The 13586-nt window shown below is 72.0% G+C and carries 16 protein-coding genes and 1 tRNA gene; 5 read left to right on the forward strand and 12 right to left on the reverse strand.

What is annotated here, in order from left to right; all coding sequences use genetic code 11:
- Positions 1-115: 115 nt before the first annotated feature.
- Positions 116-325 (forward strand): hypothetical protein, encoded by a 210-nt coding sequence (locus ACZ4E1_RS33580; RefSeq protein ID WP_399124307.1) that lies wholly within the window; start codon positions 116-118, stop codon positions 323-325.
- Positions 326-356: 31 nt separating this feature from the next.
- On the opposite strand, the gene ACZ4E1_RS33585 is transcribed toward ACZ4E1_RS33580, so the two are convergent.
- The 9 genes from ACZ4E1_RS33585 to ACZ4E1_RS33625 form a co-directional block, all read right to left on the reverse strand.
- Positions 357-1160, reverse strand: a complete 804-nt coding sequence (locus tag ACZ4E1_RS33585) for a hypothetical protein (protein WP_467546657.1) — start codon at positions 1158-1160, stop codon at positions 357-359.
- A 128-nt stretch (positions 1161-1288) separates the two neighbouring features.
- Complete coding sequence (locus ACZ4E1_RS33590) at positions 1289-2218, reverse strand: RNA polymerase sigma factor SigF (protein ID WP_467546659.1); 930 nt, start codon at positions 2216-2218, stop codon at positions 1289-1291.
- A gap of 246 nt (positions 2219-2464) precedes the next feature.
- Positions 2465-3289, reverse strand: coding sequence for an RNA polymerase sigma factor SigF (locus ACZ4E1_RS33595; protein ID WP_399124304.1), 825 nt, complete (start codon positions 3287-3289; stop codon positions 2465-2467).
- Between the two features lie 213 nt (positions 3290-3502).
- Complete coding sequence (locus tag ACZ4E1_RS33600; protein ID WP_467546661.1) at positions 3503-3796, reverse strand: Dabb family protein; 294 nt, start codon at positions 3794-3796, stop codon at positions 3503-3505.
- 52 nt (positions 3797-3848) lie between these two features.
- Positions 3849-4022: a hypothetical protein gene (locus tag ACZ4E1_RS33605; protein WP_188337853.1), complete on the reverse strand. Its 174-nt coding sequence runs from the start codon at positions 4020-4022 to the stop codon at positions 3849-3851.
- A gap of 375 nt (positions 4023-4397) precedes the next feature.
- A tRNA-Ser gene (locus tag ACZ4E1_RS33610) sits at positions 4398-4482 on the reverse strand.
- A gap of 10 nt (positions 4483-4492) precedes the next feature.
- Complete coding sequence (gene tadA / locus ACZ4E1_RS33615; RefSeq protein ID WP_467546663.1) at positions 4493-5029, reverse strand: tRNA adenosine(34) deaminase TadA; 537 nt, start codon at positions 5027-5029, stop codon at positions 4493-4495.
- A gap of 59 nt (positions 5030-5088) precedes the next feature.
- Positions 5089-5634, reverse strand: a complete 546-nt coding sequence (locus ACZ4E1_RS33620) for a tRNA adenosine deaminase-associated protein (RefSeq protein ID WP_467546665.1) — start codon at positions 5632-5634, stop codon at positions 5089-5091.
- 199 nt (positions 5635-5833) lie between these two features.
- Positions 5834-6043: a hypothetical protein gene (locus tag ACZ4E1_RS33625; RefSeq protein WP_467546667.1), complete on the reverse strand. Its 210-nt coding sequence runs from the start codon at positions 6041-6043 to the stop codon at positions 5834-5836.
- Between the two features lie 139 nt (positions 6044-6182).
- Between ACZ4E1_RS33625 and upp the strand changes: the two genes are divergently transcribed.
- Positions 6183-6818 carry a uracil phosphoribosyltransferase gene (upp, locus tag ACZ4E1_RS33630; RefSeq protein ID WP_188337849.1) on the forward strand — a complete coding sequence of 212 codons (636 nt, stop codon included), beginning with the start codon at positions 6183-6185 and terminating at the stop codon, positions 6816-6818.
- A gap of 121 nt (positions 6819-6939) precedes the next feature.
- On the opposite strand, the gene ACZ4E1_RS33635 is transcribed toward upp, so the two are convergent.
- Positions 6940-7584: a LytR C-terminal domain-containing protein gene (locus tag ACZ4E1_RS33635; RefSeq protein ID WP_467546669.1), complete on the reverse strand. Its 645-nt coding sequence runs from the start codon at positions 7582-7584 to the stop codon at positions 6940-6942.
- A gap of 115 nt (positions 7585-7699) precedes the next feature.
- The gene (locus ACZ4E1_RS33640) at positions 7700-7996 is read right to left on the reverse strand and encodes a type II toxin-antitoxin system VapB family antitoxin (protein ID WP_003955420.1); all 297 of its coding nucleotides are present in this window, start codon (positions 7994-7996) and stop codon (positions 7700-7702) included.
- A 121-nt stretch (positions 7997-8117) separates the two neighbouring features.
- Here ACZ4E1_RS33640 and ACZ4E1_RS33645 point away from each other — a divergent pair, with 121 nt between their 5' ends.
- Positions 8118-9731 (forward strand): helicase HerA-like domain-containing protein, encoded by a 1614-nt coding sequence (locus ACZ4E1_RS33645; protein ID WP_467546671.1) that lies wholly within the window; start codon positions 8118-8120, stop codon positions 9729-9731.
- Positions 9732-10227: 496 nt separating this feature from the next.
- Here ACZ4E1_RS33645 and ACZ4E1_RS33650 read toward each other — a convergent pair whose 3' ends face one another.
- Positions 10228-10824 carry an HhH-GPD-type base excision DNA repair protein gene (locus tag ACZ4E1_RS33650; protein WP_467546790.1) on the reverse strand — a complete coding sequence of 199 codons (597 nt, stop codon included), beginning with the start codon at positions 10822-10824 and terminating at the stop codon, positions 10228-10230.
- A gap of 106 nt (positions 10825-10930) precedes the next feature.
- Between ACZ4E1_RS33650 and ACZ4E1_RS33655 the strand changes: the two genes are divergently transcribed.
- Positions 10931-13009 (forward strand): penicillin acylase family protein, encoded by a 2079-nt coding sequence (locus ACZ4E1_RS33655; protein WP_467546673.1) that lies wholly within the window; start codon positions 10931-10933, stop codon positions 13007-13009.
- The gene (locus tag ACZ4E1_RS33660) at positions 13006-13578 is read left to right on the forward strand and encodes a GNAT family N-acetyltransferase (RefSeq protein WP_467546675.1); all 573 of its coding nucleotides are present in this window, start codon (positions 13006-13008) and stop codon (positions 13576-13578) included. The genes ACZ4E1_RS33655 and ACZ4E1_RS33660 overlap by 4 nt, the downstream gene beginning before the upstream one ends.
- Positions 13579-13586: the final 8 nt, after the last annotated feature.

A 13586-nucleotide genomic window follows, 5' to 3' on the forward strand; every position in this document is an offset into this window, starting at 1 on the left:
GTGCGGAAGCCTAAAATCACGGCAAAGGGGAAGTGTGAAGGGGTAAAGCCGCAGCTCAAGTGGCATCTGTGCAGGCTGTGGCGCCTGTCGCGCCGATTCGCTAGGGTCCTGCCCCATGGCACACAACCCCCAGGGCCCGGGCCCCGAAGGCAACTACGACCCCGCGGGCAGCACCCAGATGTTCCGCGCATTCGTCGACGAGCAGCCCCAGGGCGCGCCCCGGCAGGCGGCTCCGGCGAAGTCCGGCCCCGGTGCGGGCCTGATCATCGGCATCGTGGTCGCCGTCGCGGTGATCGCCGCGGTGGCGTGGCTGGCGCTCGGCTAGGTCCCGCTGTGTGAGCTCCGGTTCCCGGAGCTCAGCCGGCGTCCACCGTGACGTCGCGCGTCTCCAGGTGCATGCCCAGCGGTACGCGCCAGGAGTCGACGCACACCTTCCACGTCTTCTCCTTCTTCTCCCCGGCCTCGATCGGCACGGGGAGCTTCTCCGTGCTCTCGATCGTCGCCCAGTCGACCCCGAGCGCGCCGATGATGTGCGTCTCGAAGGTCACCGTGCCCGAACGCACCGCGCTGCCACCGGAGTTGAGCAGCGTGAGGGTGACGTCCTGGCACCAGCGCCGATCGGTGTCGCCCAGTTCCGGGTCGCCGACGAGCTTGAGCAGGGCGGGACCGCCGGTGGACGGCTCGCCCGAGGGGTCCGGCGTCGGGGACCCGGGCGAGCTCGGGCCCGTACCCGTACCGGTGCCCGTGCCTGAACCCGTGCCCGTGCCGCCACCGGAGTCGGAACCGGAGCCGGGGCCTGTGCCGCCACCGCCCGCCGCGGTGTCCGAGCCGGGCGATGCCGAGCCCGCACCCGGGCCGCTCCCCGAGCCCGCGTCGTCCCGGGAGCCCGGAGCAGCCGCCCCGCCGTCCCCGGAGCCGCTCGCCCCGCCCTCGGAGGCCGATCCGGCAGAGCCGTCCCCGTCGCGGGCCGCGCCGGACGGGCCGGGTGGATCCAGGGGGACCAGCTCGACCTTGCCGCGGGGAGCCGCACCGCGGCCGGAGGCGTCGGCGGGGCCGCCCGCCGCGCCCACCGCCACGTAGCCGGCCCGTGGGGCGTCACCGCCGAGTGTGAACGAGGCGGTTCCTCCCAGGCAGACGACGGCGACCGAAACGGCCGCCACAGCCGCCCCTCTACGACCTCGCACCCATGCGCGCACCATCGCGCCAGTGTGTCTGACGGTCCGTCAATTAGGAACCCCGCGACGGGAATCCCGATGGCTCGGGGTCCCGGATTCGCGGGGTCCCGGCGTCAGTCGGCGATCAGGCCTTCCCTGAGCTGGGCGAGCGTGCGGGTGAGCAGCCGGGAGACGTGCATCTGCGAGATGCCGACCTCCTCGCCGATCTGGGACTGCGTCATGTTCCCGAAGAAGCGGAGCATGATGATGCGGCGCTCGCGCGGGGGCAGCTTCGCCAGCAGCGGCTTGAGCGACTCCCGGTACTCGACGCCCTCCAGGGCCGTGTCCTCGTACCCGAGGCGGTCGGCGAGGGAGCCCTCGCCGCCGTCGTCCTCGGGGGCGGGCGAGTCGAGGGAGGACGCCGTGTACGCGTTCCCCACCGCCAGGCCGTCGACGACGTCCTCCTCGGAGACGCCGAGCACGGCGGCGAGCTCCGGGACGGTCGGCGAGCGGTCCAGCTTCTGGGAGAGCTCGTCGCTCGCCTTCGTCAGCGCGAGCCGCAGCTCCTGGAGCCGGCGCGGCACCCGCACCGACCAGGACGTGTCCCGGAAGAAGCGCTTGATCTCGCCGACGACGGTCGGCATCGCGAAGGTCGGGAACTCCACGCCCCGCTCGCAGTCGAACCGGTCGATCGCCTTGATCAGGCCGATCGTGCCGACCTGGACGATGTCCTCCATCGGCTCGTTGCGGCTGCGGAAGCGGGCCGCCGCGTACCGCACCAGCGGCAGGTTCAGCTCGATGAGGGTGTCGCGCACATAACCCCGCTCAGGGCTGTGCTCGTCGAGGGTGGCCAGCCGCAGGAACAGGGAGCGGGACAGGGTGCGGGTGTCGAGGGGCCCCGACGCCTCAGGGCTCTCCGAGGCCTGGGCCGGCACGGCGGCCGGGGCAGGAGCGGGCGGAGTGTCGATCAGCGCGGCGGTCGCGGACTCGCTCAGGTCACCGGACGCGACGGATGCGTCGGGCGCGAGCGTGAGCACCTTCGAGCTGCCCTGGTCTGCGGACATGCCACCCCCTTGAGGTCGCGGACGGTCACGGCGGACGCTCCCGTCATTTAGGAGCGCAGCCTCCACCTGAATACCGGAGGGGAGGCCGCGCCAAACGCGGTTCCAGCAGAATGTCACATGTCGGCAACGCGCTGTAGTGACATGTCGACATGGATAGGGCGAAAACGCGCTGATAACAGGGGGTGTGGCCGAAGTTGGCGGGGTTTCTGTCGAGAAATCTCTGCGGAGCCGGTCTACCCGATTCAGCTATGCGTCGATCCTGTTTGCGGATCGAAGTCGCGCAAAACTACGCGCGAGGAGCCTTGACACATGCATCTGCGAGACGCCCAGTTCGGCGCTGATCTGAGACTGCGTCAAGTTCGAGTAGTAGCGCAGGAGAAGGATCCGCTGCTCGCGCTCCGGCAGCTGCACGAGGAGGTGCCGCACGAGATCGCGGTGTTCGACGCCGTCGAGTTCGGGGTCCTCGTAGCCGAGCCGGTCGAGCAGCCCGGGCATCCCGTCGCCCTCCTGCGCGGCCTCCAGCGAGGTCGCGTGGTACGAGCGGCCGGCCTCGATGCAGGCGAGCACCTCGTCCTCGGCGATGCGCAGCCGCTCGGCGATCTCGCCGGTCGTCGGGGAGCGTCCGAAGGCGGTGGTGAGGTCCTCGGTGGCGCTGGTGACCTGCACCCACAGCTCGTGCAGCCGCCGGGGCACGTGCACGGTCCGTACGTTGTCCCGGAAGTACCGCTTGATCTCGCCGACGACGGTCGGCATCGCGAAGGTGGGGAACTGGACGCCCCGGTCCGGGTCGAACCGGTCGATGGCGTTGATGAGCCCGATCGTGCCGACCTGGACGACGTCCTCCATCGGCTCGTTGCGGCTGCGGAAGCGGGCCGCCGCGTACCGCACGAGCGGCAGGTTCGCCTCGACGAGTGCCGAGCGCACGCGGGTGTGCTCGGGGCTGCCCGGCGGCAGGTCCTTGAGTTCGGCGAACAGGACCTGGGTGAGCGCTCGGGTGTCGGCCCCGCGGGTCTTCGCGGTCGGTGCTTGCGGCGCCTGAGGCGCAGTACTGGCCGGCACGGTCAACCCCACCTCTATCCGTCAACTGTTTACGTCAACTCATCGGTCAAAAGCGGTCATAGCATCACAAGACATGTGCACTGTGTGCAAGCACCGCATTACGTCGTGTTGAAGGGTGAGTTGGGTGTTAAACCTGGGGCCGGACATGGAAAGGCCCCTCACCGTTCCCGGTGAAGGGCCGTTCGGTCGTGCGAGAGGAGGCCGCGGCTCGGCGGCCCGGCCGGCTCAGAACTCGTAGTCGGCGATCACCCAAGTGGCGAACTCCCGCCACTGCGCCACGCCCGCCTGGTGGGCCGGGTGCTCCAGGTAGCGCTTGAGGGCGTCGGTGTCCTCGACCGCGGAGTTGATCGCGAAGTCGTAGGCGATCGGGCGGTCGGTGATGTTCCAGTCGCACTCCCAGAAGCGCAGCTCGGGGATCTGCTCGCCCAGCGCGCGGAAGGCCTTCACGCCCTCGGTCACACGGGGTTCGTCGCGGCTGACGCCGTCGTTGAGCTTGAAGAGGACCAGATGGCGGATCACAGGTGCTCCAGGCGGTGCCGTACGCGCGCGCGGGACGCACGCGTGGATGAACTCACTGGCCGCCGTTGGCGACCCATGTCATGAAGTCACCGACCGCCTGGGCGGCGGAGGATATGCCCTCGAAGCCTATCTGGACGTAGTCCGCGGCCTTGGCGGGGTCCGTGATGACCACATAGAGGACGAAGACCACCGCGACGTACAGACCCACCTTTTTCGCCTGCACCACGCTCGGCCTCCCCTGTACCTGTAGCCCCTGATCGCCGGCGGCGAGTGTATCCCGGACATCTGTTCACCCGGCCTTTAAGGACCAACGGCCCTGCGGTACGGGCCGTTTGCCGCGCTCGCGCGGGGGTGCGGTGGCGCAGGATGGATGACGAGCCCGGAGGACCTGGCAGGAATCCGAAGGGCAGGGACGAGCCCCGACTGCGGGGTCCGCGCCGCGCCTTCCCCCCGAGAAAGCGGCGTGGGCTACGGGGATCGTCCTCACCGGGGGGAGCGGCTTGTCCCCCCGATGCCGCTCCCCCCGACCTGCTTCTTCCGCCCTCGGCATGCAGAACGCCCCCTCTTCCTGGGAGAACCCGGGAAGAGGGGGCGTTGTCAGCGGTAGCGGAGGGATTTGAACCCTCGGTGACTTGCGCCACACTCGCTTTCGAGGCGAGCTCCTTCGGCCGCTCGGACACGCTACCGAGAGGAACTCTAGCCCAAAGATGGCCGAGGTCTGAAATCCGTATCCCTGAAGAATTGGATCAGGGGCTGTGCGCACTCCTCGGCGAGCACGTCCGCGATGACCTCGGGGCGGTGGTTGAGGCGCCGGTCGCGGATCACGTCCCACAGCGAACCGGCCGCGCCGGCCTTCTCGTCACGGGCCCCGTAGACGACCCGGTCGAGACGGGACTGGACGATGGCGCCCGCGCACATCGTGCACGGCTCCAGCGTGACGACGAGGGTGCAGCCGGTCAGCCGCCACTCGCCGAACGCCTCGGCGGCCCGGCGGATCGCCAGCACCTCGGCGTGCGCGGTGGGGTCGCCGGTCAGCTCGCGCTCGTTGTGCGCGACGGCCAGCACGGTGGTGCCGTCCGGCGCCAGCACGACGGCGCCGACCGGCACGTCACCGGCCGCCGCGGCGAGCCCGGCCTCGGCCAGGGCCCGCCGCACGGCCGGCTTCCACGGATCCCGCACCGGGTCGGGCGGTCCGTCGGGAGAGTCGTCGGAAAAGGCAGCGGGGGAGGTCACGCGCCGGAATCTATCCCGGCCGGCGCGCGGACCGGCCCCGTGCCGTCCTGTACGGGCCTTCAGCGCACCGTCTCGAGCACCTCCGCGGCGCCGAGCACCTCGGCGATCTCGTTCAGCGCCTCCCCGGCGCCGAGGCCCAGCAGGTCCTTCTCGGGGACGCCCAGGTCGGCGAGGAGCGCGGGGTCGCCGAGCGGGCCGGGCGGCACGATCTCCCCGTCACCGCCCTCGTCACCGTCGGCCGCGGCCTCCGGTTCGCCGTCCTCGGTGCCGTCCAGGTCGAGCGCGTCCAGCTCGTCCTCGACCGCGTCCGGATCCTTGCCGAGCAGTTCGTCGGTGAGCAGGATCTCTCCGTAACTGCTGCGGGCGGCGGCAGCGGCGTCCGAGATGTAGATCCGGGGGTCCTCCTCACCGTCCACACGGACGACGCCGAACCACGCGTCCTCCTGTTCGATGAAGACGAGAACCGTGTCGTCCTCGGCGCCGGCCTCGGCCGCCGCCTCGCGGGCCAGGTCGGCCAGGTCGGACAGGGTCTCCACGTCGTCGAGCTCTGTATCGCTCGCTTCCCACCCGTCTTCGGTGCGCGCGAGCAGTGCGGCGAAGTACACCGTGACTCTCCCACTGGTCTCAGGTGTGCCGGTCGGGGGTCCCCCCGGCGTCGGACGGCGGGAGTCGGGACCGGCCCCGCCACTCGGAATCGTGGCAGAAAGAACGGCTCCAAGAGAGGTCTTCCGCACGCTGTGTTGGCGGGGCGCCCTCGCCGGGCGTGTCGCGTGTGAGCCGCGTCACCTGCCCTTCGCCGGTGTGTCACCAGCGAAACGTGCGCATCCTCATCTGCTGACGCATGCGCGCGGCCCGCGCGCGCCGCGGCTGGACCCGGGCGCGCAGTTCGCGCGCCTCCGTCAGTTCCCGCAGGAACAGGGCGCGGCGCCGCCTGCGCTCGGCGTCCGTCTCCGGCTCCGGGTCCGCGCCCGCGCACTCCGGGTCGGACTCCGTCCCTTGCTCGCGGTCCGGCATCGGCGACACCACCACCCCAGTCGACGCGTCCCTTCCACTTTCCCTCCACCGGCCCGTTCGATGCCAGTGCGCGGGAGGGGGCAAGTGAGGCGGGTGCGCGGGGGAGCCGGGGCCGCGGGGCGCGGTTACTGTTGAGGACATGCGGATCCATGTCGTCGACCACCCACTCGTGGCGCACAAACTCACCACGCTGCGCGACCAGCGCACCGACTCCCCGACCTTCCGGCGCCTGGCCGACGAGCTGGTCACCCTGCTCGCCTACGAGGCCACCCGGGACGTGCGCACCGAGCAGGTCGACATCGACACCCCGGTGTCGCGGACGACGGGCGTGAAGCTCTCCCACCCGCGCCCGCTGGTCGTGCCGATCCTGCGCGCGGGCCTCGGCATGCTCGACGGCATGGTGCGCCTGCTGCCCACCGCCGAGGTCGGCTTCCTCGGCATGGTGCGCGACGAGGAGACCCTCCAGGCCTCCACGTACGCGACCCGGATGCCGGACGACCTCTCGGGCCGCCAGGTGTACGTCCTGGACCCGATGCTCGCCACGGGCGGCACGCTCGTCGCGGCGATCCAGGAGCTCATCAAGCGCGGCGCCGACGACGTCACGGCCGTGGTGCTGCTCGCCGCGCCCGAGGGCGTCGAGATCATGGAGCGCGAGCTGGCGGGCACGCCGGTGACCGTGGTGACGGCCTCGGTCGACGAGCGGCTCAACGAGAACGGCTACATCGTCCCGGGCTTGGGCGACGCGGGCGACCGCATGTACGGCGCCGCGGAGTAGTTCCTACGGGCCTGTGTCCCGCAGCGGCTGTGCCGCGGGGTGCGAGCCGACCACACGAAAGCCGCCGTCGCGACTGCTCGGTACAGGGCAGACGCGACGGCGGCTTTTTGCTGCGCGGAAACTAGCAGCGCGACTTCGCGGGCGCCGGCTTCGGATGCGTCAGCGCGGCCAGCGACTTGTCGGCCTCGGGCCGGGGCGACAGCTCCTTGAACGTGTCGCCGATGATCAGGTCGACCTCGGCCGGCTTGTCGCGGGCGTCAGCCTTGAGCTCGGCCCCGGCCAGCTGCGTACCCAGCACGGGCAGCGCCGCGTCGGTCGCCGAGGTCGCGCCGAGCAGCAGCCCGGGCCCCTTGACCTTCTTGTCGTACTCCTTCGTCGCGTTCCCCACCTCGCCGATCTTGAAGCCGCGCTTCTTCAGCTCGTCGGCGGTCTTCTTGGCGAGGCCGCCGCGGGGGGTCGCGTTCAGCACGTTGACCGTGATGCCGCCGGGGGCCGGGAGCTTCTCGGCCGCCTGGGCGGGGGTCGCGGAGGGGCTGGGCTTCGTCTTGCAGTGCGCGGAGCCGGCGCCGGCCGCGGTCGCCTTGTCGCCGCCCGTGAACACGTCGACGAGCTGGAAGGAGCCCCAGCCGATCAGGCCGACGGCGGCGACGGACGCGACGACGGCGAGCACGATCCGGGTGCGTGAGCGGCCGCGGCGCATGCGGGGGTACTTGTCCCCCGTGATGCGGTACTTGCCGCCCATGCCGGGGGGAGTGAGCATGCTCATGGGCGCAGCGTAGTGCCGCTCGCCGGTGATTCCTATTAAATGATCAGGCGAGATGTCCCGTACGACCCGAAAGGGTCAATCCGGGCCGCCGCGAGGGCGGACCGGCGCCGGGCTGTCAGCCGAGTTCGAGGACGCGCGCGTGCAGGACCTGGCGCTGCTGGAGTGCGGCGCGGACCGCGCGGTGCAGTCCGTCCTCCAGATACAGGTCGCCCTGCCACTTCACGACGTGCGCGAAGAGGTCGCCGTAGAACGTCGAGTCCTCGGCGAGCAGGGTCTCCAGGTCGAGCTGGCCCTTGGTCGTCACCAGCTGATCGAGGCGGACCGGGCGCGGCGCGACGTCCGCCCACTGCCGGGTGCTTTCCCGGCCGTGGTCGGGGTACGGCCGGCCGTTTCCGATGCGCTTGAAGATCACACGGAAAGCCTACCGGGCGAGCCTCACCGGGCGCAGCCATGGAGACCGAGTGCGACTCTGGGAAATACCGTGCAGAAACGGGATGTACTGGGATCACGGCAGCCGGGGACAGGGGCCTGAAATGAGTGACAGCGAGCCGAAGGCGGGCGACCAGGGCGGCGGATCGGGCCCGTCCGGGTCAGACGGCGGCGCCGGGTTGACGCCGGGCGGTGAGCTGCCCGCCGAGGCGCGGGAGATCGCCGCCGGATACGCCTTCACGGGTCCCGCGCTCGACCTCGGCGCACTCGTCTGGGACGGCGCGAGCCGCCCCGACGCGCAGATCCGCATCCCCCTCACGATGCTGAACCGGCACGGGCTCGTCGCCGGCGCCACCGGCACCGGCAAGACGAAGACCCTGCAACTCGTCGCGGAGCAGCTCTCCGCGCAGGGCGTGCCGGTGTTCCTCGCCGACGTGAAGGGCGACCTCTCCGGGGTCTCGGCGCCCGGCCAGGACGGCGACAAGGTGCGCGAGCGGGCCGGTCAGGTGGGCCAGAAGTGGTCCGGGACCGGCTTCCCCTGCGAGTTCTACGCGCTCGGCGGCATCGGCACCGGCATCCCGCTGCGCGCGACCGTCACCAGCTTCGGCCCGGTCCTGCTCAGCAAGGTGCTGCGGCTCAACCAGACGCAGGAGCAGTCCCTCGGCCTGATCTTCCACTACGCCGACCAGAAGGGCCTGGAGCTCTACGACCTCAAGGACCTGCGGGCCGTCGTCACCTTCCTGACCTCGCCCGAGGGCAAGACCGAGCTGAAGGGGATCGGCGGGCTGTCGGCCGCGACCGCAGGGGTGATCCTGCGGTCCCTGACCACGTTCGAGGCGCAGGGCATGGGCGACTTCTTCGGGGAGCCCGAGTTCGACACGAGCGAGCTGCTGCGGACGGCGTCCGACGGGCGGGGCCTGGTCTCCGTACTGGAGCTGCCGGCCGTGCAGGACAAGCCGCAGCTGTTCTCCACGTTCCTGATGTGGCTGCTCGCGGATCTGTTCCAGGCGCTGCCGGAGGTCGGGGACGTCGAGAAGCCGAAGCTCGTCTTCTTCTTCGACGAGGCGCATCTGCTGTTCAAGGACGCGTCGAAGGCGTTCCTGGAGTCGATCACGCAGACCGTGCGGCTGATCCGGTCCAAGGGGGTCGGCGTCTTCTTCGTGACGCAGACGCCGAAGGACGTGCCGGGCGATGTGCTCGCGCAGCTCGGCAACCGGGTGCAGCACGCGCTGCGGGCCTTCACGCCCGACGACCAGAAGGCGCTCAGGGCGACCGTGAAGACGTTCCCGAACGCGGCGTACGACCTGGAGGAGCTGCTGACGTCGCTGGGGACCGGGGAGGCCGTGGTCACCGTGCTCAGCGAGAACGGGGCGCCCACGCCGGTGGCGGCGACGCGGTTGCGGGCGCCGGAGTCGTTGATGGGACCCGTCGCGGCGGAGGCGCTGGCCGCTGCCGTGCGGGAGTCTTCTCTGTACGGGCGGTACGCGGAGGCCGTCGACCGGGAGTCGGCCTACGAGAAGCTGAACGCGGCCGAGCCCGCCGCTGCCCCTGCCTCGGCTCCCGCCCCGGCGCCTTCGCGGCGGGCCGCGCCGAAGGAGGACGAGTCGCTGGTCGAGCAGGTCGTGGGCAGCGGGATCTTCAAGTCGCTGGCGCGGTCGATGGGGACGCAGCTGGGGCGAGAGATCTCCCGGTCGATCTTCGGCACGCGGCGGCGCTGAACTCCGGCTTCGCTCCTCAAGCCCCTCCGGCGATTGAGGAGCGGGGGCGGGGGCGGAGCCCCTGGGGGTGCCGCCGTTGCGGGTCGCGGGTTCGTCGCCGGGTGACGGGTGCGTCGTGGTTGCTCGCGCAGTTCCCCGCGCCCCTGAAGGCACACTTCGTGCGCCCCCAGGGCCTGCGAAATCCTGCGCGCCCTCAGGGATCCGCGCAATCCTCCGCGCCCCCAGGACCTGCGAAAACCTCGGCGCCCCCCAAGGATCCGCGAAGGCCTCCGCGCCCCCAGGAGGCGTCGCCAAGTGGTCTCTTCGCGCGCCTGACGGCGGTGGGTCGGGACGATCAAGCCTCTCCGGCGATTGAGGAGCGGGGGCCGGGGCGGAGCCCCTGGGGGTGCCGCTGTTGCCGGTCGCGGGTTCGTCGCCGGGTGACGGGTGCGTCGTGGTTGCTCGCGCAGTTCCCCGCGCCCCTGGAGGGCGCACTTCGTGCGCTCCCAGGGGCGCGTCAGCCCGACTTCGCGGCCTTCGCCGCCTTCGCCGCCGCCTTCATCTCCTGTTTGTGGGCGCGGACCTTGGTCAGGGAGTCGGGGCCCGTGATGTCGGCGACGGAGCGGAAGGACTTGGCGGCGCCGTAGTCGCCGGCGGCCTCGCGCCAGCCCTTGGGGCGGACGCCGAGCTGCTTGCCGAGGAGGGCGAGGAAGATCTGGGCCTTCTGCTTGCCGAAGCCGGGCAGGTCGTTCAGCCGGGTCAGGAGCTCCTTGCCGGTGCCGACGCCCTCCCAGACGGCCGCCGCGTCCCCGTCGTAGTGCTCGACGAGGTACTGGCACAGCTGCTGGATCCGCTTCGCCATGGAGCCCGGATAGCGGTGCACGGCCGGCTTCTGGGAGAGGAGCGCGGCGAAGGCCTCGGGGTCGTACGCGGCGATCTCGTGCGCGTCGAGGTCGTCGGTGCCGAGCCGGTCGGCGATCGTGCGCGGCCCGGCGAACGCCCACTCCATGGGCACCTGCTGGTCGAGCAGCATGCCCACGAGCGCGGCGAGCGGACTGCGCCCGAGCAGCTCGTCGGCGGCCGGGTCCTGGGCGAGGTGGAGGGTGACGTCCATGCGGCTCATATGTCGATGATCGCGGGTGGGTGCGGGGGCTGCCAGCCGACCTGGAGTAGTTATTAGGTTAGGCTTCCCTAATTAATTCGAAGGGGAGTGGGGCGGCGTGCGGTTCGAGGTCTTCCGGGACGCGTGGGGGGTCCCCCATCTGCGGGCGGGCGACGCGCTGTCCCTCGCGTACGGGCAGGGGTACGTGACGGCCGTCGACCGGGCCTGGCAGATCGAGGTCGAGCGGCACCGGGTGCTCGGCACGTCCGCCGGCTTCCTCGGCGCGGAGGCGGCCGGCTGGGACCGGTTCGCGCGGCGGGCGCGCCTCGCCGACACCGCGCGCCGCTGCCACGCGGCCCTGGACGCGGACACCCGCACCTGGCTGGACGCGTACACGGAGGGGATCGACGCCGGTCTCCAGGCGGCGCGGAGGCCCGAGTTCGCGCGGGCCGGGATCGCACCCGGCACGTGGGAGCCGTGGACGGCGCTCGGGATCTGGCTGTCCACGCACGTGCTGTTCGCGGGGTTCCCGGCCAAGCTGTGGCGGGACGAGGTCGTGCGGCGGCTCGGGCGGGACGCCGTGGAGCTGTTCGCCACCGACGGGCCCGGCACCTGCGGCAGCAACGGCTGGCTGGTGGACGGGACGCGCAGCGCGAGCGGCGCCCCGCTGCTCGCCGGCGACCCGCACCGCTTCATCGAGGACCCCGGCGTCTACCAGCAGATCCGGCTCGCCTGCCCCGAGTTCGACGTGGCCGGGCTCGCCGTGCCCGGCGTCCCCGGCATCGGCCACTTCGGACACGCCGGCGAGGTCGCCTGGGCCATCACCAACGCCATGGCCGACTACCAGGACCTGTACCGGGAGCGGCTGCGGCGCACCCCGGACGGCGGCGTCGAGGCGTTCGGCCCCGACGGCTGGGAGCGTGCGTACGCCCACGAGGAGGCGGGCGTCGAGGTCGTCGAGACCCGGCGCGGCGTCGTCGTCATCGGCGGGCCCGCAGAGGGCGGGGCCGAGGGCGAGGGCATCAGCCTGCGCCAGCCCGCCCGCGTCTACGAGGACCTGGGCTTCGCCGCCCTCCCCGCCCTGCTGCGCGCCCGGACCGTCGCGGACGTCGACCGGGCCTTCGACCGCTGGGCCGAGCCGGTCAATGTCGTGCTGGCCGCCGACACCGCGGGCGGCCTGCTGCACCGGGTCGCGGGCACCGTCCCCGACCGCGACCCCGAGAACAGGCTGCGGGTCGTGCCCGCGTGGGAGAAGCGGTATGCCTGGCGCGGCCGGACGGAGCCGCTGCCCCGGGCCGCGATCGACACCGGCGTCGCCGTCATGGCCAACGAGCGCTCCCTCGCCGCCCCGCTCGGCGTCGAGTTCGCCCCGCCGCACCGCGCCCGCCGCATCACCGAACTGCTCGCGGGCCGCCCGGTCTGGGACGCCGACGGCATGCGCGCCGTGCACACCGACACCCTGCTCCCCTCGGCGGGCCCGCTCCTCACCCTCGTAGAAGCACTCGACGCAGAAGCACCCGACGCAGAAGCACCCGACGGAGAAGCACTCGACGGTCTGTCCCCCGAGGCAGCCGTACTGCGCGGTGAACTCCTCGGCTGGGACCGGCGGATGGACGCGGACAGCGCGCTCGCCGCCGCGTACGCCCGGGTCCGCGCCGCCGTCGTCCGGCGCATCGCCGCGCACCGGGCGCTCGCCCCGCTCGCCGGCCTGATGCCCGCCTACCCGGACGTCTTCCGCCCGTGGCTGGCGCTCGTACCGCGCGTCGCGTACGGCCTGGAGAACCTGCTGAGCCTGGACACGATCCCGTACGCGGACCGGCTCGCGGCCGTGCGGGAAGCCGTGGAGGAGGTCGCGGCCGAGCCCTCCGCCGCGACCTGGGGCGAGCTGCACCGGCTCGCGCCCTGGCAGGCGCTGCCCGACCCGGACGCCGCGTGGCCCGGCCTCGACGGCGACCACGACTGCGTGCTGTCGACGTCCGGGGTGCCCGGCGTCACCGAGTGCAGCGCGCGCGGGCCGGCCGCCCGCTACGTGTGGGACCTCGCCGACCGCGCGAACAGCCGCTGGATCGTCCCCCTCGGCGCCTCCGGCGTCCCCGGTCACGCCCACCACCGCGACCAGCTCCCCCTGTGGCTGCGCGGCGAACTCGCCCCGCTCGTCACCGACTTCGCCCAACTCACCGAGGAGCAGCACCCGTGACCCACGTGCACACACAGGCAGTGGACGGCTTCGGCACCTTCCGGATCACGCCCCTGGACCCGGAGGGCGCCGACATCGACGTCCTGCACGGCTGGGTGAGCGAGGAGCGGGCCCGGTTCTGGGGCATGACCGGCATCGGCCGCGAGGACGTGCGCGGCGTCTACGCCCACATGGCCACGCTCGACACCCACCACGCCTTCCTCGTCCGCCTCGACGGCACCCCGATCGCCCTCTTTCAGACGTACGAGCCGGAGGCCGACCGGGTCAGCGAGTGCTACGCCGTGCGGGACGGCGACATCGGCGCCCATCTGCTGGTCGCGCCGAGCGGTCCCGGGGGCGCCGTGCCCGGGTTCACACAGGTGCTGGTGAGCGTCCTCATGGCGTACCTGCTGGACGGGCTCGGGCGGCGGCGGGTCGTCGTCGAGCCGGACGCCCGCAACGCCAAGGCCGTGGCCCTCTTCGAGCGCGCCGGGTTCGAGGCGGCCGGGGAGATCGTGCTCCCGGAGGTCGACCTGCCCGAGGTGCACCTCCCGGAGAAGCGCGCCCGACTGGCCTTCTACAGCCGGTAGTTCACGTC

This window comes from Streptomyces sp. NPDC025806 (genome assembly GCF_055558275.1).